This is a genomic window from Streptomyces sp. Q6 (genome assembly GCF_036967205.1).
GTDB classification, from domain to species: Bacteria; Actinomycetota; Actinomycetes; order Streptomycetales; family Streptomycetaceae; genus Streptomyces; species Streptomyces citrinus.
Map to the genome: position 1 here is coordinate 2,805,730 of NZ_CP146022.1, position 24,780 is coordinate 2,830,509.

Genomic DNA, 24,780 nt, shown 5'->3' on the forward strand with positions numbered 1-24,780 from the left:
CGCTTCGTTGCGTTTCACTCCACCCCGCCTCTGCCCTTCGACAGCGCCTCGGGATGCGGAGCCGCGGTGTTGGCGTGATGTTAGCCACATTGTTGATGCGGCGTCAGTACCTTGGTCACGCCGAGGTCACGACGGACCGGCGCACTGGCCGATACACGCCACGGCCCCGCACACCCACAAAAGGTGTACGGGGCCGGGAACGAGCAGCTCAACCGCCTCAGCGGGTCGCGCGGTTGACGGCGGAGACGACGGCCTTCAGCGAGGCACGTGTCGTATTCGCGTCGATGCCGATGCCCCACAGAACCTTGTCGCCGATCGCGACCTCGATGTACGAGGCGGCCACCGCGGACGCGCCCTCGCTCATCGTGTGCTCCGTGTAGTCCAGCAGGCGGGCGTCGATGTCGATGCCCTGGAGGGCGTGGAAGAAGGCCGAGATCGGACCGTTGCCGGTGCCGACCAGGACCTGCTCGACGCCGTCGACCTCGGCCTCGACGGTCAGCGTGTCGACGCCGTCCGTGTCGGTCGTGGTCTGGCCCGTCTTGACCTGGATGCGGCCCCACGGGTTGTGCGGGTTCGGCAGGTACTCGTCCTGGAAGACGTTCCAGATGTCCTTCGGCGTGACCTCGCCGCCCTCGGCGTCCGTCTTCGCCTGGATGACCTTGGAGAACTCGACCTGCATCCGGCGCGGCAGGTCCAGGCTGTGGTCGTTCTTCAGGACGTACGCGATCCCGCCCTTGCCGGACTGCGAGTTGACGCGGATGACGGCCTCGTAGGAGCGGCCGACGTCCTTCGGGTCGATCGGCAGGTACGGGACGGCCCACTCGATGTCGTCGACGGTGACGCCCTTGGCGGCCGCGTCGGCCTCCATCGCGTCGAAGCCCTTCTTGATGGCGTCCTGGTGGGAGCCGGAGAAGGACGTGTAGACCAGGTCGCCCACGTACGGGTGGCGCGGGTGGACCTCCATCTGGTTGCAGTACTCCCACGTACGACGGATCTCGTCGATGTCGGAGAAGTCGATCTGCGGGTCGACGCCCTGCGAGAACAGGTTCATGCCCAGGGTCACCAGGTCGACGTTGCCGGTGCGCTCGCCCTGGCCGAACAGGCAGCCCTCGATGCGGTCGGCGCCGGCCATCAGGGCCAGCTCGGCGGCGGCGACGGCGGTGCCGCGGTCGTTGTGCGGGTGCACGGACAGGCAGACGTGCTCGCGCCGCGTCAGGTTCCGGCCCATCCACTCGAACCGGTCGGCGTGCGTGGACGGGGTGGAGCGCTCGACCGTGGCGGGCAGGTTGAGGATGATCTCGCGGCCCTCGGCCGGCTCCCACACGTCACAGACGGCTTCGCAGACCTCCAGGGCGAAGTCCAGTTCGGTGTCGGTGAAGATCTCCGGGCTGTACTGGTAGCCGAACTCTGTCTCCGGGCCCAGCAGCTTCTCCGCGTACTCCATGACCAGCCGCGTGCCGTCGACGGCGATCTGCTTGATGTCTTCCTTCGAGCCGCGGAAGACGACGCGGCGGAAGACCGGCGCGGTGGCGTTGTACAGGTGCAGCGTGGCGCGCCTGGCGCCCTTCAGGGACTCCACGGTCCGCTCGATCAGGTCCTCGCGGGCCTGGGTCAGTACGGAGATCGTCACGTCGTCCGGGATCGCTCCCGGCTCCTCGATGATCGAGCGGACGAAGTCGAAGTCGGTCTGGCCGGACGCGGGGAAGCCGACCTCGATCTCCTTGTAGCCCATCTTGACCAGCTGGTCGAACATCCGGCGCTTGCGCTCGGGCGACATCGGGTCGATCAGGGCCTGGTTGCCGTCGCGCAGGTCCGTGGAGAGCCAGCGGGGGGCGGTGGTGACACGCTTGCTGGGCCAGGTGCGGTCGGGGATGTCCACCTGGTCGTACTGACCGTACTTGTGGATCGGCATGCTGCTGGGCTGCTGGCGGTTCGCCATGATGCGTGGGCTCCTCGGGAGGTTGCCGGTCAGTCGGCCGACGGCGCAACGCCAAAACTCCGCGGGGAGGGGGTCGGCCTCGACTACAGGCCCTCGCCGCGGCAGCTAAGGAGAAGCAGCCCGAAACGCATGATGCGGAGCACACTAGCCCAGTCGCGCCGGAGACGGAGGCCCGTATCAGTATGCGGGACCGTCATGAGGTAACGGGTAAGAGGTGATCAATACCTCTATTTCAGTAATCATGGTTGCAGGTAGTGACAGCGGCATGACCCAGTGCCACATTGCCACGCATGACCGCCAACCCAACGGGGAACCCGGAGGGGTTCGAGCCCGTTTTCTGCACCATCGTGCCGCCCCACGTCCTCGACAAGGCCGCCCAGTCCGAGGACTCCGCGATCGCCGCCACGGCTCGTAAGACCCTGGAGCGCGACGCCTTCGAGCGTACCCACCGCCGGATGACGACCGTCATCGGCGCGCCCTCCGTGGCGCCGCCCCCCGAAGCCGCCGCGCAGAAGCCTCACCGCACCATCTACGACGCCAAGCACGGCACCAACCTGCCGGGGCGCAAGGTGCGCGGCGAGGGCGACAAGCCCGGCAAGGACGCGACCGTCAACCGCGCGTACGCGGGCCTCGGCGCCACGTTCGAGCTGTATCTGGAGAAGTTCGCCCGCTACTCGATCGACGGCAGCGGTCTGCCGCTGCTCGCGACGGTGCACTACTCCGAGGACTACAACAACGCCTTCTGGAACGGCGAGCAGATGGTGTTCGGCGACGGTGACGGCCAGATCTTCCTCGACTTCACCATCCCCGTCGACGTCATCGGCCACGAGCTGACCCACGGCGTCACGCAGTACACGGCGAACCTGACGTACTTCGGGCAGCCGGGCGCCCTGAACGAGTCGATGTCCGACGTGTTCGGCTCGCTGATCAAGCAGTACACGCTGGGCCAGACCGCCTCCGAGGCCGACTGGCTGATCGGCGCCGGGCTGCTCGCGCCGCGCATCCACGGCGTGGCCCTGCGCTCCATGAAGGCCCCGGGCACCGCCTTCGACGACCCGGAGCTCGGCAAGGACCCGCAGCCCGCCGACATGGACCACTACGTGCGCACCGGCCGGGACAACGGCGGCGTGCACATCAACTCCGGCATCCCCAACCACGCCTTCTACATCCTGGCCGAGTCGCTCGGCGGGCACGCCTGGGAGCGGGCCGGACAGATCTGGTACGACACGCTCACCGGCGGCAAGCTGAGGCAGGACAGCTCCTTCACCGACTTCGCGAAGGAGACCCTGGAGACCGCGAAGTCCCGCTACGGCGGCAGCGGCGAGGAGTACCAGGCTGTCCTGAAGGCGTGGGAGCAGGTCGGGGTGCCTACTCACTAGGCGCGCGCTGCGGTAGACAGGGACCCATGCGTATTCAGGTCAAGCGCACGGGTGGATTCGCCGGCATCGACCGGCACGCGGAGGTCGACACGGCGGGCCGTGCCGACGCCCATGAATGGCACGCCCTGGCCGAGAGGGCGCTGGCCGCCGGCCGGGGCACGCCGCCGATAGGCGTGCCGGACGGGTTCAGCTACACCCTCACCGTGGACGGCAGGACCGTGTACTGCGCGGACCCCCGGCTCACCGAGGAACAGCGCAAACTGATCACGCGGGTGCTCAAAGAAGGAGCGTGACATCCGCTTGCTGCATGGCCGTTGACTTCGTACCGGCCGGTACGGAAGATCGCGGCCATGACAGCGACCGAGGACGATGCCGCGCTCCCGCAGTTCCCGCCCGGTTTCCTGTGGGGCGTCTCGACGTCGGCCCATCAGATCGAGGGCGCCGTCGCGGAGCGCGCGCCCTCCGTCTGGGACGTGTTCGGCGCCGAGCCCGGCCGGATCAGGGACGGCTCGACGGCGGAGGTGGCCTGCGACCACGTGGCCCGCTACCGCGAGGACGTGGCGCTCGTCCGCGACCTGGGCGTGGACGCGTACCGCTTCTCCGTCTCCTGGCCGCGGGTGCTCGCGCCGGGCGGCCTCGACTTCTACGACCGGCTCGTCGACGAGCTGTGCGCGCAGGGCGTACGCCCGGTGCCGACGCTCTTCCACTGGGACCTTCCGGTGGGCCTCGACTGGCTGGAGCGGGACACCGCCCACCGGTTCGCGGAGTACGCGGCGACGGTCGCGGCCCGGCTCGGCGACCGCGTCAGCAAGTGGATCACCCTCAACGAACCCGCCGAGCACACGTTGCTGGGGCACGCGCTCGGCGAGCACGCCCCCGGCAGGAAGCTGCTCTTCGACGCGCTGCCGGTGGCCCACCACCAGCTCCTCGCGCACGGACTCGCGGCGCGGGCCCTGCGCGCGGCGGGCGTCCGTGACCTCGGCATCGCCAACTCGCACGGCCCGACCTGGCCCGCCTCCGACGACCCGGCCGACACCGCGGCCGCCGACCTGTACGACGTGATCCTCAACCGGCTCTTCTCCGACCCGCTGATCCTGGGCCGCTACCCGGACGGATTCGGGGAGTTGATGCCGGGCGGGGATGTGGCCGGCGACCTGAAGGTGATCTCCGAGGACACCCTCGACTGGTACGGGATCAACTACTACCAGCCGACGAAGGTGGGCGCGCCGGGCACGGCGGACGTGGAGTTCTCCGGCCTCACCCTCCCCGCCGAACTCCCCTTCTCCGTAGGCAGGATCGACGGGTATCCGACGACGGACTTCGACTGGCCGGTGGTCCCCGAGGCGTTCACCGAGCTGCTCACCGGCTTCCGTGAACGGTACGGGGACCGGCTGCCCCCGCTCGTCGTCACCGAGAACGGATGCGCGTACGAAGGCATCGACGACCCGGAGCGCATCGCCTTCCTCCAGGGGCATCTGCGGGCGCTGCACCGGGCGTTGGAGGCGGGTGTCGACGTGCGCGGCTACTTCGTCTGGTCGCTGATGGACAACTTCGAGTGGGCGGAGGGCTACACGAAGCGCTTCGGACTCGTCCACGTCGACTACGCGACACAGCGGCGCACCCCCAAGGCCTCGTACGGGTGGCTGTGTGACGCGCTGCGGGCGCAACGCCCGTGACGGGGCTCGCCCTCCAGGAGCCGGGCGAGCGGGTGGGGCGCGGCTGGACGTCGGCGCTCTCGCTCGCCAACGGAGCGATCTGGGTGGGCTGGTACGGCCCTCTCCAGATCCTCCTCGCCCGGCAGTCCGAGCACTTCGCGCCCGGCGCGGGCATGTCGAAGGAGTCGCTGCTCGCGTGGGTGACGGGCGTCGGCGCGGTCGTCTCGCTGGCCGCGAACCCGCTCTTCGGGGCGCTCTCCGACCGCACGGTGTCGCGGTTCGGGCGGCGTACGCCGTGGATCGTGGCGGGCGCGGCGGGCGGCGCGCTGTCGCTGCTGCTGCTCGGCGGCGCGGACGCGGTGTGGGTGCTGTTCGCGGGCTGGTGCCTGGTGCAGCTGACGCTCAACGCGTCGTTCGCGGCGGTCACCGCGGCCGTCCCGGACCGGGTGCCCCGGCTTCAACGGGGTGCTGTGGGCGGCTGGTTGGGGGCCGCGCAGATCCTGGGCGTGGTCGTGGGCACGGGGCTCGCGACGGCGGCCGGCGGGATCGGCGCCGGGTACGCGGCGTGCGCCGTGTTCACGCTGGTGGGCGTCGCGCCGTACGTGCTGCGCTTCCCGGATCTGCGCCTGGACCCGGCGGCGCGCCCCGCGTGGTCGTGGCGGGGGTTCGCGCGGGGCTTCTGGCTGAGTCCGCGCACGTATCCGGACTTCGGGTGGGCGTGGCTGACGCGCTTCCTGATCAACCTCGGCAACGCGCTGGTCCTGCTGTACCTGTTCTTCTACCTCCGCGACCGACTGGACTACGCGGACCCGGAGTCGGGAGTCCTCATCCTGACCGCCGTGAACGGGGTGACGCTCCTCGCCACCGTCGTCGTCGGCGGGATCTGGTCGGACCGGGTGGGGCGCCGCAAACCGTTCGTGCTCTGGTCGGGCGTGCTGATGGCGGTGGCGACGGGGCTGCTCGCCTTCTGGCAGACGTGGCCGGGGTCACTGGTCGCCGCGGCGGTCCTCGGGGTCGCCTTCGGCGTCTTCACCTCCGTCGACTTCGCGCTGATGACGGACGTCCTGCCGAAGGCCCGCGACCGCGGCAAGGACCTCGGCGTCATCAACATCGCCAACTCCCTGCCCCAGGTCGCGGCCCCCGCGCTCGCCGCTCCCCTGGTGAACCACCTCGGCGGCTACCGGGTGCTGTACCTGGTGGCGGCCGGGGTGGGTCTGGCCGGGGCAATTCTGGTGCGCCGGATCCGGGGGGTCGCATAGGGTCCCGGCATGCGCCTGGAACAGCTTGAGCGGTACTACGACGCCGTACCGCGCACGGCGGCACGCGCCGAGGACTTCGACTCCCTCACCCTCTTCGTCCGCGAGGGCGCGGGCTGGCCGTACTACGCGCGCCCGGCCCTGCGCGCGGACGCGCCGCCGCCGAGCGTGACCGACGTGCTCGCCGTACGGGCCCGGCAGCGGGAGCTGAAGGTGCCCGAGGCGTTCGAGTGGGTGGCGGAGACGACGCCGGGGATGCGGGCGGCCGCCGAGGCGGCGGGGCTCGTGGTGCACACGCATCCGCTGATGGCCCGGGAACCCGGGGCTCCCGCGGGCGCACCGCATCCGCTGGTCCGGATCCTGTCCGCCGACGACCCGTTCCTGGCGGCGGCGCTGGCGCTGCCGCACGTGGCGTTCGCGCACCCCGGGACCGCGGTCGGCACGGCGGGCGCCGCCGAACTGACCGCGGCGCTCACGGAGCGGGCCGGGGACGGGACGCTGTCCGGGTACCAGGACCGGATCCGGGCCGGGCAGGTCGTCGTGGCGGCGGCCGTCGAGAACGGGGTGGTGGTCAGCTCCGGCATGCACCTGCCCGTCGGCGACGTCACGGAGGTGGCCGGCGTCGGCACACTCCCGGCCGCACGCCGCAGGGGCCTCGGCCTGGCGGTGACATCGGCCCTCGTCACCCACGCGTCCACGACCGGCGCGAACACGGTGTTCCTCTCGGCCGGGGACGACGACGTGGCCCGCGTCTACGCGAAACTCGGCTTCCACCGCCAAGCCACAGCCATGATCGCCGAACCCCCGTCAACCACCCCCTAAACCACCCCCTCCAAGCCCCTACGGCGACCACGTGACAGGGCCAGGGCGGCACCCCCTCCAAGCCCCTGCGGCGACCACGTGACAGGGCCGGGGCGGCACCCCCTCCAAGCCCCTGCGGCGATTGAGCAGCGGGGGCCGGGGCGGAGCCCCGGGGCCGCACTCCCGCAAGGCCCCACATCACCACGCCGCCCACCCCACCCCCTCCAAGCCCCTACGGCGATTGAGCAGCGGGGGCCGGGGCGGAGCCCCGGGGCCGCACTCCCGCAAGGCCCCACATCACCACGCCGCCCACCCCACCCCCTCCAAGCCCCTACGGCGACCACGTGACAGGGCCGGGGCGGCACCCCCTCCAAGCGCCTGCGGCGATTGAGCAGCGGGGGCCGGGGCGGAGCCCCGGGGCCGCACCCCTACAGGGCCCCCGCGTCGCGCGCCGCCCACACGGACGAGAACACCGGGCGGTAGCCCAACTCGTGCCGGATCCGGAACGTGGACATCACCGCCCCCCAAGGATCCGGATCAACCTTCGCGTACGCCTCCGCGGGCACCGCCACACCGTTCAGCTGAAACAGATCCACCGTCGTCACCGGCGCGTCATCGGCGATGTTGTACACCCCGGACGCCCCCGGCGCGTACAGCAGCCGCCGCAACCCCTGCGCCACATCCACGTGATGCCCCATGTGCAGCCGCTGCATCGCGGGCCACGAAGGAGCCCACCGCATCACATCGGCGAGATGCGGATCCCCGTCGCCGTAGACGAACGGCAGCCGCCCGATCCGCAGATCGTCGAGGCCGTCGAGCGCGCCGAGCGCCCGCTCCGCCTCCCACTTGGACTCCGGGTACGCGCCCCACATGCCCCCGCCCGGCACCGTCTCGTCGTCCTCCACGAGCGGCCTGCCCCGCCCGGTGCCGTACACGAGCCCGGTGCTGACCTGCACGAACCTGCCCACGCCGGAGGCCACCGCGGCCCGGCCCAGCTCGATCGCCGCGTCCCGGTTGACGGCCCGCGCCTCCTCGTCCGGCACCCCGCGGAACGCCGCCGCGACGTTGACCACACAGTCCACGCCCGCCGTCGCCTTGCCCAGCACGTCGGTGTCCCGCAGATCCCCGGTCACCACGTCCGCCCCGAGTGCGGCGAACCGCTCCCCGCGCGCCGCGTCCCGGACGAGGACCCGTACCCGGTCCCCCGGCGGGGCGCTCTGGAGCAGTCGCGGCACGAACCGCCGACCGACCTGTCCCGTCGCACCCGTCACCAATGTCAGCATGGCCGCCTCCTTGCCTTCGGTGCAGCCGTCGCAGCTGCCGTAGCCATCGCCAGAAGCGTCGGCGATCTGCGGCCGCGGCGGGAGAGACGCGGTTATCCAGGGACCCGCACTCCCTGGATACGGCCTGGTCGCGCGCCGCGCGCCGGGCGATCCTGGAGAGGTGAACCGTGTCGAACTCGCCGACTTCCTGCTCCGCTCCCGCACCCGCCTGGCGCCCTCGGACGTGGGCCTGACCGCGGGCCCGCGGCGCCGCACGCCCGGCCTGCGCCGCGAGGAGGTGGCGCAGCTCGCCGGGATGTCCACGGACTACTACACGCGGCTCGAACAGCGCCGCGGCTCGCATCCGTCGCGGCAGATGCTCACCGCGCTGGCCCGCGCGCTGCGGCTGACGGACGCCGAGCGCGACCATCTGTTCCATCTGGCGGGCGAGGAGCCGCCGCGCCGTGGCACGTCGTCCGGCCATGTGCGGCCCGGCCTGCTGCTGATCCTGGACCGGCTGCACGATCTGCCGGCGTCGGTGCTGAGCGACTGGGGCGAGATGCTCGCGCAGAACGCGATGTCGATGGCGCTGAGCGGCGACCGCACGGGGACGAACGTGATCCGGGGCTGGTTCACCGAACCGTCCCTGAGGACCCTGTTCCCGCCGGAGGTCCACGAGCGGCACGCCCGCTCCCACGTGGCGAGCCTGCGCGCGGTCACCGCGGCCCGCCCCGACGACCCCGGCCCCGCCGCCCTGGTGGCCGAACTGCGCGCCGGCTCAAGGGAGTTCGAGGGGTTCTGGCGGACGCACGACGTGGAGGTGCACCGCCCGTCGCCGAAGCGTTTCCTGCATCCGGTGGTCGGCGTGCTCGACCTGGACTGCGAGGTGCTGACCGGCGACGGCCACAGCCAGCAGCTCGTCGTGCACTCGGCCCGTCCGGGCACGGAGACGTACGAGCGCCTGGAGCTGCTGCGGGTGATCGGCCTCCAGGACCTCACCCCCAGCGACCGCTGGGGCGCCTAGAAGCCCAGCTTGCGCAGCTGCCGCGGGTCGCGCTGCCAGTCCTTGGCGACCTTCACGTGCAGGTCGAGGTAGACCGGCGTACCGAGCAGCGCCTCGATCTGCTTGCGGGACTTGATGCCGACGTCCTTGAGGCGCTTGCCCTTCGGGCCGATGATGATGCCCTTCTGGCTGGGGCGCTCGATGTAGACGAAGGCGTGGATGTCGAGGAGCGGCTTGTCGGCGGGGCGGTCCTCGCGCGGCAGCATCTCCTCCACGACGACGGCGATGGAGTGCGGCAGCTCGTCCCGTACGCCTTCGAGCGCGGCCTCGCGGATCAGCTCCGCGACCATGACCTGCTCGGGCTCGTCGGTGAGGTCGCCCTCCGGGTACAGCGCGGGGCCCTCGGGCAGCAGCGGCACGATGAGGTCGGCGAGGAGGCCGATCTGCTGGTCGCCGACGGCGGAGACCGGGATGATCTCGGCCCACTCGAAGCCGAGCTCCTTGCCGAGCTGGTCGATGGCGATGAGCTGTTCGGCGAGCTGCTTGCTGTCGACGAGGTCGGTCTTGGTGACGATCGCGATCTTCGGCGTCTTCTTGATCGACGCCAGCTCCTTCGCGATGAACCGGTCACCGGGGCCGAGCTTCTCGTTCGCGGGGAGGCAGAAGCCGATGACGTCGACCTCGGCCCACGTGGTGCGCACCACGTCGTTGAGGCGCTCGCCGAGCAGCGTGCGCGGCTTGTGGAGGCCCGGGGTGTCGACCAGGATCAGCTGGGCGTCGTCGCGGTGCACGATGCCGCGCACCGTGTGCCGTGTGGTCTGCGGCTGGTCCGCGGTGATAGCCACCTTCTTGCCGACCAGAGCGTTCGTGAGGGTGGACTTGCCCGCGTTGGGGCGGCCGACGAAGCAGGCGAAACCGGCACGGTGGGCGGGTCCGGCGGCAGGGGTGTGAACGCTCATGGCGCCCATTGTCCCTGATACCGCAGGTGCCGGAGCACCGTGAGACATCGGTAACACCTCGGCAACATGAAACACGGCGGAAACGCGTGGGTACGAATTCGGAAACCCGGGCCCGTGACGCTGGCCCGCATGACCGCGACCATCGCCGCAGGCAACGCCCCCGCCCTCGACTCCGGTGACACCGCCTGGCTGCTCGCCGCCACCGCCCTCGTCCTGCTCATGACGCCCGGACTCGCCCTCTTCTACGGCGGCATGGTCCGTACGAAGAGCGTGCTGAACATGCTGATGATGAGTTTCGTGTCGATCGCCCTGGTCACGGTGGTCTGGCTGGTCGCCGGATACTCCCTCGCGTTCGGTGACGACTCCTTCGCCGGCCTCATCGGCGGCCTCGGACACGCGGGAATGGCGGGCATCGGCCCGTCCGACGTGACCGGCACGGTCCCCACCTTCCTCTTCACCACCTTCCAGCTGACGTTCGCGATCATCACGGCGGCGCTGATCAGCGGCGCGGTCGCGGACCGCACGAAGTTCGGGGCGTGGCTGGTCTTCGTACCGGTCTGGGCACTGCTCGTATACGTTCCCGTGGCGCACTGGGTGTGGGGTCCGGGCGGCTGGATCGCGAACCACCTGGGCGCCCTGGACTTCGCGGGCGGCCTGGTCGTCGAGATCGCGTCGGGCGCCTCCGGTCTGGCGCTCTGCCTCGTGCTCGGCCCGCGCGTCGGGTTCAAGAAGGACGCCATGCGCCCGCACAACCTGCCGATGGTGGTCATGGGCGCGGGCCTGCTGTGGTTCGGCTGGCTCGGCTTCAACGGCGGCTCGGCGCTCGGCGCGAACGGCATCGCCGCCGCCTCCCTCTTCAACACCCTGATCGCGGGCTGCACCGGCCTGCTCGGCTGGCTGTTCGTGGAGCAGAAGCGGGACGGGCACCCGACGACGTTCGGCGCCGCGTCCGGCGCGGTGGCCGGCCTGGTCGCGATCACCCCGGCGTGCGGGGTGGTGGGCGTGCTGGGCGCGGCGGTGGTCGGTCTCGCGGCGGGCGTGGTCTGCTCGTACGCCGTCGCCTGGAAGTTCCGCTTCGACTACGACGACTCGCTCGACGTCGTCGGCGTGCACTTCGTCGGCGGTGTCGTCGGTACGGTCCTCATCGGCCTCTTCGCCACCTCCGCGATGACCGGTTCGCCGGCCGAGGAGGGCCTCTTCTACGGGGGCGGGTTGGGGCAGCTCGGCAAGCAGCTGGTCGCGGTCGTGGTCGTGGCGGCGTACACCTTCCTCGTGACGTACGGGATCGGCAAGGTCATCGACCGGCTGATGGGCTTCCGGGCGTCCGCCGAGGACGAGATGACGGGCCTGGACCAGACGATGCACGCCGAGAGTGCGTACGATCACGGCGTCCTGAGTGCGTCCACGCACCCCGCGCACCTCCCCGCTGCCCTCGCAGGAAAGGCCAAGCAGCCATGAAGCTGATCACCGCGGTCGTCAAGCCGTTCCGCCTCGACGAGGTCAAGACGGCGCTCCAGGAGCTGGGCGTGCACGGTCTGACGGTGACCGAGGCCAGCGGCTACGGGCGCCAGCGCGGGCACACCGAGGTGTACCGCGGCGCGGAGTACCGGGTCGACCTCGTGCCGAAGGTGCGGGTCGAGGTCGTCGTCGACGACGCCGACGCGGAGCCCGCGATGGACGCCATCGTGCGCGCCGCCCGCACGGGCAAGATCGGCGACGGCAAGGTGTGGTGCGTACCGGTCGACTCGGTGGTGCGGGTCCGCACGGGCGAGCGCGGACCGGACGCCGTGTAGGGACCGCGTCCGACGCGTGCGGCCGGTGCGTGCGGCCGCGCGACGCAGGAGCGCGACGACGCGGAGCGCGGCCGGAGGCATCAGTGCCTCCGGCCGCGCTCCGCGTGTTCGGGCGTGTCTACCGCCCTGATGTCACAGGCTGGCGCCGCACACCGGCCAGGCGGTCGCGCCCTGGTCCGCGAGGACCTTGTTGGCGACGGTGATCTGCTCGCCCTTGCTGGCCTGGTGCGCGGAGGCCGCGTACTGCGTGCCGCCGTAGGCCGCCCAGGTGGACGAGGTGAACTGGAGACCGCCGGAGAAGCCGTTGCCGGTGTTCGCCGCCCAGTCGCCGCCGGACTCGCACTGCGCGACGGCGTCCCAGGAGCTCGCCGGGGCGGCCGCGGTCGCCGCGGAGGCGCTGCCGGTGCCCGCGAGCACCATGGCACCCGCGGCGCCGGTCAGGACGGTGCCGACGGCGAGACGACGGACACGGGACGAGGACTTGAGAGCAGCGGAGAACACGTAGAGAAGCCTTTGTTCGGGGACGAGGAGTGTCGCGGCGCCTCCCGAGGACGGGACGCTGTCGGAACGCGATCGGCGCCCGGCGACTGATCCACCATGACCGGCGCGCCCCGCCCGCCCCAGGGGCCTTAAGTCCCATCGGCGGGACTTTGGTCCCGGATTCCCGGGGCGCCGCCGCGGGCCGGACGCTCCGGGCCGAGAGCCCCGCGGGCCTTGCGCCGCACGGGATCCGCCCGCCCTGCTGGCACGCGTAAGGGCCGGGACCAAAGTCCCGGCCCCAGGCCGACGTGACCGTGTTCACGCACTTCGGGCGAAAGCCGCTTCACTACTGGGATCGGGCATTTCGCTGTGATGCACGCCTCCCGGACGCCTCCGGTTCAGCCGGCCTCGACGGAGGCCCGCACCGTCCCGTCGGGCGCCGCGAGGAACACCGGCGTCCCGGCCCCGCCCAGATCCCCCACCGCGGCGAGATCCCCGGCGGCGACGGACTCGGCCGCGGAGACGACGGCCGCCGCCTCCAGGGACTGCGCGCCGGACGCGACGGCCATGGCCACGGCGGTCTGGAGCGCGCTCAGCTTCAGGGAGTCCAGGGCGACGGTGCCCGCGACGTACGTACGCCCCGTCTCGTCGCGCACGGCCGCGCCCTCGGGCACACCGTTGCGCGCCCGCGCGGAGCGGGCCAGGGTGACGATCTTGCGGTCCTCGGGGCCGAGGTCGGTGCTCTCAGTCATGGGGTGAGCATAAGAGCCGGGCCCTGCCCACCGGTCCGCCGGGCTCACCCCGCGACGGGATACATCGACCCGCGCCGCCCCTCGGGCGAGGCGAGCCACTCCAGCTTGGCGGCGGTGTCGGCCTCCGGCAGCGGCGTGTGCAGGACGACGGTCAGATCGGGGCGGGCCGGCACCTTCATGGCCGTCGACTCGACGACGAGCAGCCCCGCCACCGGATGCTCCAGCTCCTTGCGGATCGTGCCCTGCGCCGAGATGTCGCGCCGCTCCCACAACTCCGCGAACTCCGGGCTCGCCTGCTTCAGCTCGGCCACGACCTCCTGGAACCCGGCGTCGTCCGGGCAGTCCGAGCAGGCCGAGCGGAACTGGGCGACGACCGTCTCCGCGTTCTGCTCCCAACTCACGCTGCGCGCGCGGTAGAGCGGATCCGTGAAGAAGTCCAGGATGCAGTTCTGCGTCGTCTCCGGGCGCATGCCGAGCACCATCGCCGCCGCGTGGTTGTACATCACGCAGTTGTAGTAGCCGTCCATGATGTGCGCCGGATACGGCATCCACGTGTCGATCAGCCGCCGCAACTGCTCACCGCCGCTCGCCTCGTACGCCGGATCGGCCCGGGGCGCGGGCGGGTTGAGCCCCGCCAGGACGTAGAGATGCCTGCGCTCGGCGTCACTGAGCCGCAGCACCCGCGCGACCGCGTCGAGCACCTGCGGCGACACCGAGATGTCGCGGCCCTGCTCCAGCCACTGGTACCAGGACGCCCCGACCCCGGCGAGCACGGCGACCTCCTCGCGGCGCAGTCCGGGGGTGCGCCTGCGGGCGCCGCCGTCGGGCAGTCCGGCCTGCGCGGGCGTGACCCGGGCCCGCCGGCTCATCAGGAACTCCCTCAATTCGCCCAGCCGATGGGCCTTGAGCGCCTCGCTGTCCGCCACGGACTCCCCCTCCGCGTAGCTGATCGTGCGACCTGCCTGGTGGTGCGACCACCAGCATAAGTTCCTACTCTCCACGAACATTCCGGGACGGCGAAGCTCGTGGCCATGGCAACCGACATCCTCCCCACCGCGGTCGACACCACGGTCGTCGCACCCCCGCCCCGGCTCTCCCGCCGCGCCAAGCTCGTCCTGTTCGTGCTGTGCGCCGCGCAGTTCATGGTCGCGCTCGACTTCTCCATCCTGAACGTGGCGCTGCCCGTCCTCGGCCCCGACCTCGGCATGAGCCAGTCCGCCCTCCAGTGGGCGGTCACCGCCTTCGCCCTGCCGTCGGGCGGGTTCCTGCTCCTGTTCGGCCGGGTCGGCGACCTCTACGGACGCCGCAGGCTCTTCCTGACCGGGCTCGTCGTGTTCGGCACGGCCTCGCTGCTCACCACGTTCGCCTGGGACCCGACGTCGTTCCTCGTGGGACGCGCGCTCCAGGGTCTCGGCGCCGCCGCGATCGTGCCGACCGGCATGTCCCTGCTGACCACGACGTTCCCCGAGGGGCCGCAGCGCGACAAGGCACTCGGCATCGCCGGCACGGTGCTCTCGCTCGGCTTCACCGTCGGCATGGTCGCCGGCGGCACCCTGACCGACACCCTGGGCTGGCGCTCGACGATGGGCCTGCTCGCCCTGTTCACCGCGCTGGTCCTGCCGCTCGCCCCCGGCCTGCTGCCCGAGTCCCGCACCCCGGACCGCCCGCGCCTCGACGTACCCGGCGCGATCACCGTCACCGGCGGTCTGCTCGCCCTGATCTACGCCCTGTCGACGGCGGCCGAGCGCGGCTTCGGCGGCGCCGACGTCATCGCCGGACTGATCGCGGGCATCGCCCTCCTCGCCCTCTTCGGCTACGTGGAGTCGCGCACCGCCCAGCCGCTGGTGTCGCTGCCGATGCTGCGCCGCCGCTCGGTGGCCTTCGGCAACCTCGGCGGCCTGGTCACCTTCTCGATGATGTCGACGATCGTCTTCGTGCTCACCCTGTACCTCCAGGAGACGCTGAAGCTGTCGGCGTTCGCGACCGGCCTCATCTTCGGCCTCCAGGGCGCGACGGCCGTCGTCACCGGCATGTTCGCCCCGCGCGTCATCGGCCGCCTCGGCGCCCACCGCACCCTGGTCGGCTCGCTGGTCGCCCAGGGCCTGATCACCGCGTCGCTGCTCGGCATCGGCACCGGCGCCGGATCCGTGTGGCTGGCGACGGCGGCCGCCGCGCTGGCCTGCGTCGGACACCTCGGCGCGATCGTCGCCTACAACGTCACCGCCACCTCGGGGGTCCGCGACGAGGAGCAGGGCCTGGCCACCGGCCTGGTCACCTCGACCCAGCAGGTGGGCATCACGATCGGCATCCCGCTGCTCGGCGTCCTCGCCACGACGTCCACGGACCTGGTGACCGGCGTCCGCACGGTGATCGCGCTGGACGCGGCGATCGTCCTGGTGACAGCGGCCGTGGTGGCACTCGGCCTGCGCCGCCGATGACCGACGGCCCCCGCCGCTACGACCGCTTGCCCCCGTCGAACGACTCGTCGGACAGGGCCCGCAGGAAAGACCCCCACGCGGCGGGGGCAACGGTCATGATCCGGCCACGCCGCCGCTTGGAGTCCCGGACGCACACCTCGGCACCGGCACGGGCGACCTCGACGCAGTTCCCCCCGCCGCTGCCGCTCGCACTGCTCTTCCGCCACGCCCGTGACCCGCTCACCCTCAACCTCCACCCCGGTTGCGGACACTCCAGCCGGGGTGCCCCCGGACACCGGTCGCAGGGACACGCAACAGCGTTCCCAGCATAGAGGTGGAGACCATCTTTCCAAGCATGCCAATTCGCGCCAACTTGCCGAATCCTGCGGCGAGTTGGCGCCAACATCCGCTCAGGCAGGCTCTTGCTGCAGTAGCGCCTCCAGATCGTCTCCGCCCTCGACGACGCGCTCCGCGAGGCGGCGCAGCACCCGCTCGACGCCGTCCTTGATGGCCAGATCCTCCAGTTCCCAGAACCGCTCCAGGTACCGCCGCGTCTCCTCCGCGGAGTTGCTGGCGGTGGTGAGGCCGCGCGAGTCCTCAAGGAACAGGGCGTCCTCCATGACCTCGTCGCGGAACTCGAACAAGGTGAAGGGGCCCTGGATACCGGGGTGGGCCCCGACGCTGAACGGAAGGACCTGCACGGTGACGTTGGGGCGCTGGGACATGTCGGCGAGATGCTCCAACTGCGCGCGCATCACCCGCCTGCCACCCGCCACCCGGCGCACCACGGACTCGTCCAGGACGAAGAAGTACTCGCACTCCTCGTTCTCGAGGACTTCCTGGCGGGCGAGTCGCGCCTCGACGTAGCGCTCGGTGCGCTCCTCGGGCTCCCCCTTGTCGAACGCGCCGATCACGGCGCGCATGTACTCCTCGGTCTGCAACAGACCGGGGATGGCCAAGGAGGCGAACTGCCGGTTGATCGAGGCGGCCGACTCCAGCGCGAGGAACTGCATGAAGTCCTTGCTGAACATGTCCCGGTACTCGGAGAACGGCATCCGCCGACTCCCCCGCGCCATGTTGAGCAGCTCCTCCAGCTTGCGCCGGTCCGAGATGCTGTAGGCGGCGGCGAGCGGACGCAGATCGTTGATCGAGATACCGACCTCGCCGGCCTCGATCCGGATCAGCTTGGACGGACTCCACTCCATCCGCTCCGCGACCTCACGCTGCGTCAGATTCGCTGCGATCCGCGCCTTCCGGAGCTCCGTGCGCAGCCGTAGCCGCAAGAGCGCCGCACTGGTCGCCGTCATGAATGCTCCACCCCCAAGCGCATCCAGCTTTGTGCAACGTAGCAGCTATACACATCACTCATCGAGACCCTCATGGTTACGACGTTCCAGGGCGACTTCTCACACGGGGTGCGCACGCCCCACACCAGGGGTGCAGCGCCCAGGCACCGCGCGCTCTGCGCACACCCTACATGGCGATCTGCTACCTAGCAGAATGGGGGTAGCCGATAGCTCTCTCTCAAGAGGCACTGTCCAATCGGCCAGCTCGGAGATACTCTGAGGTATTGCCGCAAGCGAACACGCAGGCACACCAAGGGAGTTGATCGCCCAGCATGGCCGACACCGCACTCCAGAAGCGCACTTGGAGCCCCACGATCGCCACATACACCCCACCCGTTCGTGGGTCCCCGTGCCTTGACGCGGCGGCGAGCGGTATCGGAAGGAGTGTGCGGCGATGGGTAAGCACGACAAGCAGGAAGGAGGGCGTCACCCGGACCGGATGCAGCCCACGTGGGGCGCGCGAGTGGCTCAGCTGCTCCCGCTGATCAATCTCCTCATCGCGATCCAGAAGATCGTCGAGGAGTGGATTCTGCCCTTCGTGTGACAGCGATCAGCCCCGACCAGGAGGCCGGGGCCAAAAGCGGCGGACGCCCGATGGAGACGCTGCCGTTCCGAGTTTCCCTGGCAGGCGGCCCGGAGCGGTGGCATCACAGCGCACCGTCAGTCCATTCTGCCGCCGCGCCCGACCGTTGGCGAGAGTCAGTCGGGCCAATTCACGGCGTCACGAGCGGTCCAGCTTCAGTCGCTCCGCTCGCGGGAGTCCCGCCACCACCAGGTCGTACGAGTCCTCGACGAGTTCCCGGACCAGCCGGTCGGGGAGTTCGCCCGCGTCGACCGTGTTCCAGTGGCGCTTGTTCATGTGCCAGCCGGGCACGACGAGGCCCTCGTACTCGGTGCGGAGGCGCACCGCGTCGTCCGGGTCGCACTTCAGGTTGACGGTCAGGGGCCGCGCGTCCAGATGCGTGAGGGCGAACATCTTGCCCAGCACCTTGAAGACCGAGATCTCCGGGCTGAACGGGAAGTCCTCGACCGCCGCGTTGAACGACAGGCACAGTGCGCGCAGCTCCTGCGGTGTCACGTCTCCTGCTCCCCCGTGGGTTCGACCAGCACCGTCACGATCTTGTTGCGCCGGCCGGCCGCGGCCTCCGCGGTCAGCCGCAGGACCCGCCCGTCGGGCAGCGTCACCGAGGACGACGCCCCGGCGATCGGCACCCGGCCGAGCGCCTTGGCGAGGAGGCCGCCGACGGTCTCCACGTCCTCGTCGTCGAACTCCTCGATGCCGTACAGCTCGCCGAGGTCCCCGATGTCGAGCCGCGCCGTCACCCGGAACCGGTCGTCGCCCAGCTCCTCCACGGGCGGCAGCTCCCGGTCGTACTCGTCGGTGATCTCACCGACGATCTCCTCCAGGATGTCCTCGATCGTGACGATGCCCGCCGTGCCGCCGTACTCGTCGATGACGACGGCGACGTGGTTGCGCAGCTGCTGCATCTCGCGCAGCAGGTCACCGGCGTTCTTCGTGTCGGGCACGAAGGTGGCGGGCCGCATGGCGGTCGACACCAGTTCGGCCTCGGCGTCGCGGCTGATGTGCGTCTTGCGCGCGAGGTCCTTCAGGTACACGATCCCGACGACGTCGTCCTCGCTCTCGCCCACCACGGGGATGCGCGAGAACCCGGACCGCAGCGCGAGCGTGAGCGCCTGCCGGATCGTCTTGTACCGCTCGATGACGACGAGGTCGGTGCGCGGCACCATCACCTCGCGCACCAGCGTGTCGCCCAGCTCGAAGACGGAGTGCACCATCCGGCGCTCGTCGTCCTCGATCAGCGATTCCTTCTCCGCGAGGTCGACCATGGCCCGCAGCTCGGCCTCGGAGGCGAACGGGCCGCGCCGGAAACCCTTGCCGGGCGTCAGCGCGTTGCCGATGAGGATCAGCAGCGGCGGAATGGGACCCATGATCCGCGCCAGCGGCAGCAGCACATACGCGGCGGCGGTCGCCGTGTTCAGCGGATGCTGGCGCCCGATGGTGCGCGGCGAGACACCGACGGCCACGTACGAGACGAGCACCATCACGCCGATCGCGACGAGCAGCGCCTGCCAGGTCTCGGTGAACTCCTCCAGGCACGCGTACGTGACGAGCGAGGCGGCGGCCATCTCGCAAGCCACGCGCACCAGCAGCGCCACGTTCAGATACCGCGTCGGATCGGCGGCGACCTGCGCCAGCTTGGCGCTGCCGCGCCGCCCGGACCGTACGGCCTCCTCGGCGCGGAAACTCGACGTACGGGCGATACCGGCCTCGGCGCACGCCGCGAGCCACGCGACGACGACCAGCGCGACGGCGCCCGCGATGAGGGAGGGACTCATGACACGGTCGGGGCCGGTGACGGACCCTCCATCCCCTTCTCCGCACGCCAGCCGTCGACGATGGCGGCCTGGAGACCGAACATCTCCGCCTTCTCGTCGGGCTCCTCGTGGTCGTAGCCGAGCAGGTGCAGCACCCCGTGCACGGTGAGCAGCTGGAGCTCCTCGTTCATCGAGTGCTGCGTCGGCGCGTCCTCGCCCTGCTTCTTCGCGACCTCCGGGCAGAGCACGATGTCGCCGAGGAGCCCCTGCGGGGGCTCCTCGTCGTCCTTCGTCGGCGGACGCAGCTCGTCCATCGGGAAGGACATGACATCGGTCGGACCCGGCAGGTCCATCCACTGCACGTGCAGCTGCTCCATGGCTTCGGCGTCCACGACGATCACCGAGAGCTCGGAGAGCGGGTGGATACGCATCCGCGCGAGGGCGTAGCGGGCGATGTCGAGGATCGCCTGCTCGTCGACCTCGGTTCCGGACTCGTTGTTGACGTCGATCGACATGGCGCTGGTTCGTCTACTTCCGCTTGGTGCGGCCGCCCTGGTGGGAGCCGTTCTCCGTACCGTTCTCGCTGTCGTACTTCTCGTACGCATCGACGATACGGCCGACCAGCTTGTGCCGGACGACATCCTGGGACGAGAGCCGCGAGAAGTGCACGTCGTCGAGGCCCTCCAGGATGTCCTGCACCTGCCGCAGACCGCTCTTCGTGCCGTTCGGCAGGTCGACCTGGGTCACGTCACCCGTGATCACGATCTTCGAGTCGAACCCGAGCCGGGTCAGGAACATCTTCATCTGCTCGGGGCTGGTGTTCTGCGCCTCGTCGAGGATGATGAACGCGTCGTTCAGCGTTCTACCCCGCATATAAGCCAGCGGCGCCACCTCGATCGTGCCCGCCGCCATCAGCCGGGGGATCGAGTCCGGGTCCAGCATGTCGTGCAGCGCGTCGTACAGCGGGCGCAGGTACGGGTCGATCTTCTCGTACAGGGTGCCGGGCAGGAAGCCGAGGCGCTCGCCCGCCTCCACCGCGGGGCGGGTCAGGATGATGCGGTTGACCTGCTTGGACTGGAGCGCCTGGACGGCCTTGGCCATCGCCAGGTAGGTCTTGCCGGTGCCGGCGGGGCCGATGCCGAAGACGATGGTGTGCTTGTCGATCGCGTCGACGTACCGCTTCTGGTTGAGCGTCTTGGGGCGGATGGTGCGCCCGCGCGAGGACAGGATGTTCTGCGTGAGGACCTCGGCGGGGGTCTCGTCGCCGCCGCCCTCCCCGTTCTGCGTCGCCTTCAGCATGGCGATGGAGCGCTCCACGGCGTCCTCGGTCATCGGTGCCCCTGTCCTCAGAACCAGCATCATCTCGTCGAACAGGCGCTGGATGAGGGCCACTTCGGCGGGCTCTCCGGTCGCACTGATCTCATTGCCCCGGACGTGGATGTCGGCCTCCGGGAAGGCCTTCTCGATCACCCGCAACAGCGCGTCTCCGGATCCGAGGATCTCCACCATGGGGTGCTTCGCCGGGACGGTGAACTGCGCGCGTGAGCTGGATGGTGTCTGCGTCATGGGCGGGCTCTGTAGGCCGCGATCTCCTTGTGACAGCCGTGGTCTGATGCGTTCCAGCCTACGACGCCGCACTGACATCGCCGAGGGCTTTTCCGGTGCGGGTGCGCGCTACGCGGAGCGGCCGAACCCGATGGTCGGCACGGCCCGGCGCAGCGGCCAGGGGCGTGCGCTGCCGGGCAGCAGCGGTCCGAGGAAGGCGTAGCGCTCCAGGGCGGCGGGGTCCTGGTCCTCGTAGGTGTGGACCTGGCGCCACCACGCGGCGATCTCGGACCAGCCGGGTGCCGAGAGGGAGCCGCCGAACTCCTGGACGGAGAGGGCCGCGGTGAGTCCGGCGAAGGCGAGCCGGTCGGCGAGCGGCCAGTCGGCGAGGGTGCCGGTGACGAATCCGGCCACGAAGACGTCCCCGGCGCCGGTCGGGTCGAGCGCGGCGACCTCGATGGCCGGGACGGAGGCGGTCTCGCCGGTGCGGCCGTCGACGGCGTACGCGCCTTCGGAACCGAGGGTGACGACGGCGAGCGGCACGTGTTCGGCGAGGGCGTGGGCGGCGGCGCGGGGGCAGCTGGTGCGCGTGTAGCGCATGGCCTCCTCTGCGTTGGGCAGGAACGCCTCGCACTGGGCGAGGTCCGGCAGTGCGGCGAGGTCCCAGCGGCCGGTCTCGTCCCAGCCGACGTCCGCGAAGATACGGGTGCCCTTGCGGGCGGCCTCGGCGACCCAGGGCGCGTCGACGCCCGGTGCGAGGGAGGCGACGGCGGCTCTCGCGCGCGGCGGGCAGCGCGGCGCGTGCTCCTGCGGGGGTGCTACGTGGCCGTGGCTGACCATGGTGCGTTCGCCCTCGTACGCCATGGAGACGGTGACCGGCGAGTGCCAGCCGGGGACGGTCCGCGAGAAGCCGAGGTCGATGCCCTCGCCCTGTTCGAGGGTGTCCCAGCAGTACTCGCCGTAGTGGTCGTCGCCGAACTCGGCGGCCAGTGAGGTGCGCAGGCCGAGGCGGGCGAGGGCGGTGGCCATGTTGGCGACGCCGCCGGGGCTCGATCCCATGCCGCGGGCCCAGGATTCGGTGCCGCGCACGGGCGCGCTGTCGAGCCCGGTGAAGATGATGTCGAGGAAGACGGTGCCGGTGAGATAGACGTCGCAGGCGGGTTCGCCGGGCGTGCGCAGCGCCGCGAGGGGGTCGGTGCGGTCGCGGTCCGGGGCGGTGGAGGTCACATCACGCTCCCTGAAGTGGTACGGGTCCGGACAGTGTGCCCGACAGGTTCCCGTACCACCGCGGGTGACATCAGCTGGTCGCGGGACCGATACGTGCGGCGGTGCCGGGTGCCGTCCCGGGCCGCCGGCGCGGGGCGGGGCGGCGGGCCGTGCGCACGGTGTCGTTGCGTCCGCCGCCGCGCACGAACAGGACGCTGAGCGCGGCGAGGAACCCGACGACGCTCTTGCGGATGGCCGACTGGACGGCGGCGGGGTGCCCCACCCTCCCCTCACCTGCCCCACGACCGGAGCCGCTCGTGTCCGCAGTAACCAGTCCCCAGGAGGCGGGGGAAGCCCGGACCCGTGGGGCGGGCGGGTTACCAGCGCGGGACGGCGGGGGTGACCCAGTCCGGGTCGAGGACGCGCATCGCGGCCGCGTCGTCCCGGTCGCGCAGGTGGGCGTAGGCCGGGTCGAGCCACCGCTGGTGCAGCGCGTCGACCTTGTCCCGGTCGAGTTCCACGCCGAGGCCGGGCGCGTCGGGGACGGCGACGCGGCCGCCCTCGAAGGTGAGGCGCTCGGTGAGGACGTCCTCGGACTGCCACGGGTAGTGGGAGTCGCAGGCGTGGTGGAGGTTCGGCACGGTGGACGCGACGTGGGTCATGGCGGCGAGGCTGATGCCCAGGTGTGTGTTGGAGTGCATGGAGATGCCGACGCCGAACGTCCGGCAGATCGCGGCGAGTTGCTGGGTGTTGCGCAGCCCGCCCCAGTAGTGGTGGTCGGAGAGGACGACCTGCACGGCGCGGGAGCGGAAGGCCTCCTCGATCTCCGCGAACGTCGTGACGCACATGTTGGTGGCGAGCGGGACGCCGGCGCTGGCGGCGACCTCGGCCATGGCGGGCGTGCCGAGCGCGGGGTCCTCCAGGTACTCCAGGACGTCGCGCAGCGCGTCGGCGACCTTGAGCGATGTCTCCACGGACCAGGCGCCGTTGGGGTCGAGGCGCAGCGGCTTGCCGGGGAAGGCGTCGGCGAGGGCGCGGATCGCGGCGATCTCCTCGTCGGGGGCGAAGCAGCCGCCCTTGAGCTTGAACGACTCGAAGCCGTACCGCTCGTGGAAGAGGCGGGCCTGGGCGACGACTCCGGCCGGGTCGGTCGCGGCGCCCCAGTCGTCCTTCTCGCTCGCGATGCCCTCGGGGTGGTCGGCGTGCTTGTAGAAGAGGTACGCGCTGTACTCGACGGAGTCGCGCAGCTTGCCGCCGAGCAGGGCGTGCACGGGCAGGCCGAGCGCCTTGCCGAGTGCGTCGAGGCAGGCGACCTCGAATCCGGAGACGACGGACAGCCGCAGTTTGTCGGCGGTCTGGACACCGCGCAGGCCGCCCACGTCGACCTGGTCGTCGACGCGCGCGTCGTCCACGGCCACCTGGTCGGCGATGACGAACAGGCCGTTCAGGTCCGATACTTGACGGCCTGTCAGTTTGTCGGCGAAGGGGCGGGCGAGCTCCAGGTACTTGGCGTCGCCGTACGTCTCGCCGACGCCCGTGACCCCGTCGGCGGTGACGACCTCGACGATGAGCCGGGGCGTGTACGGCTGGTGGAGTCCCTGGGTGTTCAGCAGGGGCGGGTCGGCGACGAGGATCGGGGTGAGCCGGACGTCGGTGATGGTGAGGTCGGGCGTCGTGCTCATCGGGCGGCTCCGGCGAGGGTGGGGGCGGATACGAGGTCGAGGCCGGCGGCGAGCACCCGCTCCAGGTCGGCGAGGTCGCCGGGGGTGGGGTCGGCGAGCGGGGCGCGGACGGGCCCGACGGGGCGGCCGCGCAGCCGGGCGGCGGCCTTGACGAGGGAGACCCCGTACCCGGGCACGCGGTCGCGGATCTCGACGAAGGGGAGGTAGAACTCGCGCAGCAGCCGGTCCACGCGGGCGTGGTCGCCGTCGCGCAGGGCGACGAAGAAGGCGGCGGCGATCTCGGGCGCGAAGGCGTGCACGGCCGAGGAGTAGGCGGGGACGCCGACGGCGGCGTAGGCGCGGGCCTGGATCTCGGCGGTGGCGGCGCCGTTGAAGAACAGGAGGCCTTCGGGTGCGGCGAGCGTGAGGCGCTGGAGGCGGTCGAGGTCGCTGTGGCCGTCCTTGAGGCCGATGACGCCCGGCAGGGCGGCGACGCGCCGCAGCGAGGCGACGGAGAAGGCGACCTGGTCGCGCTGGTAGACGATGAGCGGCAGCCGGGTGCGGGCCGCGATCTGCTCGACCTGGGCGACGAGTCCGCTCTGCGGTCCGCGCACGAGGTAGTGCGGCAGGACGAGGAGGGCGTCGGCGCCGGCCTCCTCGGCGATCCGCGCGAAGCGGACCGCCTGCGCCCAGCCGTAGCCGATGCCCGCGACGACGGGCACGCGTCCCGCGCTCTCCTCGACGGCGGCGGTGACGACCCGGCGGTACTCGTCCTCGTCGAGGGAGGAGAACTCGCCGGTGCCGCAGGCCGGGAAGACCGCGCCGGGTCCGGTGTCCACCTGGGCGGCGACGTAGGCGCGGAAGCCGTCGAGGTCGAGGGCGCCCCGCTCGTCGAAGCTCGTCAGCGGGAACGAGAGGACGCCGTGCGCCATGCCCTCTCGCAGTCGTGCCACCACGTCACCGTTCACCATCGCCGCCACCTGTCAGCT

General features: G+C 71.1%; 25 protein-coding genes and 1 pseudogene. 10 read left to right on the top strand and 16 right to left on the bottom strand.

Annotated elements, in window-relative coordinates; genetic code table 11:
* Positions 1-217: 217 nt before the first annotated feature.
* Positions 218-1,939 carry a 2-isopropylmalate synthase gene (leuA, locus tag V2W30_RS13110; protein ID WP_338696308.1) on the bottom strand — a complete coding sequence of 574 codons (1,722 nt, stop codon included), beginning with the start codon at positions 1,937-1,939 and terminating at the stop codon, positions 218-220.
* Positions 1,940-2,229: 290 nt separating this feature from the next.
* On the opposite strand from leuA, the gene V2W30_RS13115 reads away from it, so the two are divergent.
* Genes V2W30_RS13115 through V2W30_RS13135 form a run of 5 tightly spaced genes read left to right on the top strand, consistent with a single transcriptional unit; the run spans position 2,230 to position 7,051 of the window.
* On the top strand, positions 2,230-3,318 hold the full coding sequence (locus V2W30_RS13115; protein ID WP_338696309.1) for a M4 family metallopeptidase: 1,089 nt from the start codon (positions 2,230-2,232) through the stop codon (positions 3,316-3,318).
* A gap of 26 nt (positions 3,319-3,344) precedes the next feature.
* Positions 3,345-3,611, top strand: a complete 267-nt coding sequence (locus V2W30_RS13120) for a protealysin inhibitor emfourin (RefSeq protein ID WP_338696310.1) — start codon at positions 3,345-3,347, stop codon at positions 3,609-3,611.
* Between the two features lie 57 nt (positions 3,612-3,668).
* Positions 3,669-4,994 carry a GH1 family beta-glucosidase gene (locus V2W30_RS13125; protein WP_338696312.1) on the top strand — a complete coding sequence of 442 codons (1,326 nt, stop codon included), beginning with the start codon at positions 3,669-3,671 and terminating at the stop codon, positions 4,992-4,994.
* Complete coding sequence (locus V2W30_RS13130) at positions 4,991-6,232, top strand: MFS transporter (RefSeq protein ID WP_338696313.1); 1,242 nt, start codon at positions 4,991-4,993, stop codon at positions 6,230-6,232. Before V2W30_RS13125 ends, V2W30_RS13130 begins: the two co-directional genes overlap by 4 nt.
* Positions 6,233-6,241: 9 nt before the next feature.
* Positions 6,242-7,051, top strand: a complete 810-nt coding sequence (locus V2W30_RS13135; RefSeq protein WP_338696314.1) for a GNAT family N-acetyltransferase — start codon at positions 6,242-6,244, stop codon at positions 7,049-7,051.
* A 407-nt stretch (positions 7,052-7,458) separates the two neighbouring features.
* Here the strand turns inward: V2W30_RS13135 and V2W30_RS13140 are convergent, their stop codons facing one another.
* A complete protein-coding gene (locus V2W30_RS13140; RefSeq protein WP_338696316.1) occupies positions 7,459-8,313 on the bottom strand; it encodes an NAD-dependent epimerase/dehydratase family protein in 855 nt (284 codons plus the stop codon).
* Positions 8,314-8,473: 160 nt separating this feature from the next.
* Between V2W30_RS13140 and V2W30_RS13145 the strand changes: the two genes are divergently transcribed.
* Entirely contained in the window at positions 8,474-9,316 is an 843-nt protein-coding gene (locus tag V2W30_RS13145; protein ID WP_338696318.1) for a helix-turn-helix transcriptional regulator, read from the top strand.
* Here V2W30_RS13145 and era read toward each other — a convergent pair.
* Positions 9,313-10,263 carry a GTPase Era gene (gene era, locus V2W30_RS13150; RefSeq protein ID WP_338696320.1) on the bottom strand — a complete coding sequence of 317 codons (951 nt, stop codon included), beginning with the start codon at positions 10,261-10,263 and terminating at the stop codon, positions 9,313-9,315. The two genes, V2W30_RS13145 and era, sit on opposite strands and share 4 nt — an antisense overlap.
* Positions 10,264-10,383: 120 nt before the next feature.
* Between era and V2W30_RS13155 the strand changes: the two genes are divergently transcribed.
* Both V2W30_RS13155 and V2W30_RS13160 read left to right on the top strand, forming a co-directional pair.
* Positions 10,384-11,712, top strand: coding sequence for an ammonium transporter (locus V2W30_RS13155; protein ID WP_338696322.1), 1,329 nt, complete (start codon positions 10,384-10,386; stop codon positions 11,710-11,712).
* Positions 11,709-12,047, top strand: a complete 339-nt coding sequence (locus V2W30_RS13160) for a P-II family nitrogen regulator (RefSeq protein WP_338696324.1) — start codon at positions 11,709-11,711, stop codon at positions 12,045-12,047. The genes V2W30_RS13155 and V2W30_RS13160 overlap by 4 nt, the downstream gene beginning before the upstream one ends.
* Positions 12,048-12,182: 135 nt before the next feature.
* Here V2W30_RS13160 and V2W30_RS13165 read toward each other — a convergent pair.
* From V2W30_RS13165 to V2W30_RS13175, 3 genes and pseudogenes are all read right to left on the bottom strand, one after another.
* Positions 12,183-12,548 (bottom strand): annotated as a pseudogene (locus V2W30_RS13165) (transglycosylase family protein); the annotation flags it as partial.
* 377 nt (positions 12,549-12,925) lie between these two features.
* Positions 12,926-13,279 carry a cytidine deaminase gene (locus tag V2W30_RS13170; protein WP_338696326.1) on the bottom strand — a complete coding sequence of 118 codons (354 nt, stop codon included), beginning with the start codon at positions 13,277-13,279 and terminating at the stop codon, positions 12,926-12,928.
* 44 nt (positions 13,280-13,323) lie between these two features.
* Positions 13,324-14,148 (bottom strand): helix-turn-helix transcriptional regulator, encoded by an 825-nt coding sequence (locus V2W30_RS13175; RefSeq protein ID WP_338703590.1) that lies wholly within the window; start codon positions 14,146-14,148, stop codon positions 13,324-13,326.
* Positions 14,149-14,310: 162 nt separating this feature from the next.
* On the opposite strand from V2W30_RS13175, the gene V2W30_RS13180 reads away from it, so the two are divergent.
* A complete protein-coding gene (locus V2W30_RS13180) occupies positions 14,311-15,717 on the top strand; it encodes an MFS transporter (protein WP_338696327.1) in 1,407 nt (468 codons plus the stop codon).
* A gap of 16 nt (positions 15,718-15,733) precedes the next feature.
* Here the strand turns inward: V2W30_RS13180 and V2W30_RS13185 are convergent, their stop codons facing one another.
* Complete coding sequence (locus V2W30_RS13185; RefSeq protein ID WP_338696328.1) at positions 15,734-16,102, bottom strand: DUF397 domain-containing protein; 369 nt, start codon at positions 16,100-16,102, stop codon at positions 15,734-15,736.
* A 4-nt stretch (positions 16,103-16,106) separates the two neighbouring features.
* Entirely contained in the window at positions 16,107-17,003 is an 897-nt protein-coding gene (locus tag V2W30_RS13190) for a helix-turn-helix transcriptional regulator (protein WP_338696329.1), read from the bottom strand.
* A gap of 433 nt (positions 17,004-17,436) precedes the next feature.
* Between V2W30_RS13190 and V2W30_RS13195 the strand changes: the two genes are divergently transcribed.
* Entirely contained in the window at positions 17,437-17,586 is a 150-nt protein-coding gene (locus tag V2W30_RS13195; protein WP_338696330.1) for a hypothetical protein, read from the top strand.
* Positions 17,587-17,763: 177 nt separating this feature from the next.
* On the opposite strand, the gene V2W30_RS13200 is transcribed toward V2W30_RS13195, so the two are convergent.
* From V2W30_RS13200 to V2W30_RS13235, 8 genes are all read right to left on the bottom strand, one after another.
* Positions 17,764-18,120 (bottom strand): MmcQ/YjbR family DNA-binding protein, encoded by a 357-nt coding sequence (locus V2W30_RS13200; RefSeq protein ID WP_338696332.1) that lies wholly within the window; start codon positions 18,118-18,120, stop codon positions 17,764-17,766.
* Positions 18,117-19,400 (bottom strand): hemolysin family protein, encoded by a 1,284-nt coding sequence (locus V2W30_RS13205; protein WP_338696334.1) that lies wholly within the window; start codon positions 19,398-19,400, stop codon positions 18,117-18,119. Before V2W30_RS13205 ends, V2W30_RS13200 begins: the two co-directional genes overlap by 4 nt.
* Positions 19,397-19,894: an rRNA maturation RNase YbeY gene (gene ybeY / locus V2W30_RS13210; protein WP_338696336.1), complete on the bottom strand. Its 498-nt coding sequence runs from the start codon at positions 19,892-19,894 to the stop codon at positions 19,397-19,399. Before ybeY ends, V2W30_RS13205 begins: the two co-directional genes overlap by 4 nt.
* Before the next feature lie 13 nt (positions 19,895-19,907).
* Positions 19,908-20,945: a PhoH family protein gene (locus V2W30_RS13215; RefSeq protein WP_338696338.1), complete on the bottom strand. Its 1,038-nt coding sequence runs from the start codon at positions 20,943-20,945 to the stop codon at positions 19,908-19,910.
* Between the two features lie 108 nt (positions 20,946-21,053).
* Positions 21,054-22,151: a PfkB family carbohydrate kinase gene (locus V2W30_RS13220; protein WP_338696340.1), complete on the bottom strand. Its 1,098-nt coding sequence runs from the start codon at positions 22,149-22,151 to the stop codon at positions 21,054-21,056.
* 70 nt (positions 22,152-22,221) lie between these two features.
* Complete coding sequence (locus V2W30_RS13225) at positions 22,222-22,413, bottom strand: hypothetical protein (RefSeq protein WP_338696341.1); 192 nt, start codon at positions 22,411-22,413, stop codon at positions 22,222-22,224.
* A 94-nt stretch (positions 22,414-22,507) separates the two neighbouring features.
* On the bottom strand, positions 22,508-23,812 hold the full coding sequence (locus V2W30_RS13230) for a glucarate dehydratase family protein (protein WP_338696343.1): 1,305 nt from the start codon (positions 23,810-23,812) through the stop codon (positions 22,508-22,510).
* The gene (locus tag V2W30_RS13235; protein WP_338703592.1) at positions 23,809-24,762 is read right to left on the bottom strand and encodes a 5-dehydro-4-deoxyglucarate dehydratase; all 954 of its coding nucleotides are present in this window, start codon (positions 24,760-24,762) and stop codon (positions 23,809-23,811) included. Before V2W30_RS13235 ends, V2W30_RS13230 begins: the two co-directional genes overlap by 4 nt.
* Positions 24,763-24,780: the final 18 nt, after the last annotated feature.

Bases quoted from the DNA above. Each gene is read 5' to 3' on its own strand.
- leuA (WP_338696308.1), bottom strand. From the start codon at position 1,939: ATGGCGAACCGCCAGCAGCCCAGCAGCATGCCGATCCACAAGTACGGT.
- V2W30_RS13115 (WP_338696309.1), top strand. From the start codon at position 2,230: ATGACCGCCAACCCAACGGGGAACCCGGAGGGGTTCGAGCCCGTTTTC.
- V2W30_RS13120 (WP_338696310.1), top strand. From the start codon at position 3,345: ATGCGTATTCAGGTCAAGCGCACGGGTGGATTCGCCGGCATCGACCGG.
- V2W30_RS13125 (WP_338696312.1), top strand. From the start codon at position 3,669: ATGACAGCGACCGAGGACGATGCCGCGCTCCCGCAGTTCCCGCCCGGT.
- V2W30_RS13135 (WP_338696314.1), top strand. From the start codon at position 6,242: ATGCGCCTGGAACAGCTTGAGCGGTACTACGACGCCGTACCGCGCACG.
- V2W30_RS13140 (WP_338696316.1), bottom strand. From the start codon at position 8,313: ATGCTGACATTGGTGACGGGTGCGACGGGACAGGTCGGTCGGCGGTTC.
- era (WP_338696320.1), bottom strand. From the start codon at position 10,263: ATGGGCGCCATGAGCGTTCACACCCCTGCCGCCGGACCCGCCCACCGT.
- V2W30_RS13155 (WP_338696322.1), top strand. From the start codon at position 10,384: ATGACCGCGACCATCGCCGCAGGCAACGCCCCCGCCCTCGACTCCGGT.
- V2W30_RS13160 (WP_338696324.1), top strand. From the start codon at position 11,709: ATGAAGCTGATCACCGCGGTCGTCAAGCCGTTCCGCCTCGACGAGGTC.
- V2W30_RS13170 (WP_338696326.1), bottom strand. From the start codon at position 13,279: ATGACTGAGAGCACCGACCTCGGCCCCGAGGACCGCAAGATCGTCACC.
- V2W30_RS13175 (WP_338703590.1), bottom strand. From the start codon at position 14,148: ATGAGCCGGCGGGCCCGGGTCACGCCCGCGCAGGCCGGACTGCCCGAC.
- V2W30_RS13180 (WP_338696327.1), top strand. From the start codon at position 14,311: ATGGCAACCGACATCCTCCCCACCGCGGTCGACACCACGGTCGTCGCA.
- V2W30_RS13185 (WP_338696328.1), bottom strand. From the start codon at position 16,102: ATGTTGGCGCCAACTCGCCGCAGGATTCGGCAAGTTGGCGCGAATTGG.
- V2W30_RS13190 (WP_338696329.1), bottom strand. From the start codon at position 17,003: ATGACGGCGACCAGTGCGGCGCTCTTGCGGCTACGGCTGCGCACGGAG.
- V2W30_RS13195 (WP_338696330.1), top strand. From the start codon at position 17,437: ATGGGTAAGCACGACAAGCAGGAAGGAGGGCGTCACCCGGACCGGATG.
- V2W30_RS13205 (WP_338696334.1), bottom strand. From the start codon at position 19,400: ATGAGTCCCTCCCTCATCGCGGGCGCCGTCGCGCTGGTCGTCGTCGCG.
- ybeY (WP_338696336.1), bottom strand. From the start codon at position 19,894: ATGTCGATCGACGTCAACAACGAGTCCGGAACCGAGGTCGACGAGCAG.
- V2W30_RS13215 (WP_338696338.1), bottom strand. From the start codon at position 20,945: ATGACGCAGACACCATCCAGCTCACGCGCGCAGTTCACCGTCCCGGCG.
- V2W30_RS13230 (WP_338696343.1), bottom strand. From the start codon at position 23,812: ATGAGCACGACGCCCGACCTCACCATCACCGACGTCCGGCTCACCCCG.
- V2W30_RS13235 (WP_338703592.1), bottom strand. From the start codon at position 24,762: ATGGTGAACGGTGACGTGGTGGCACGACTGCGAGAGGGCATGGCGCAC.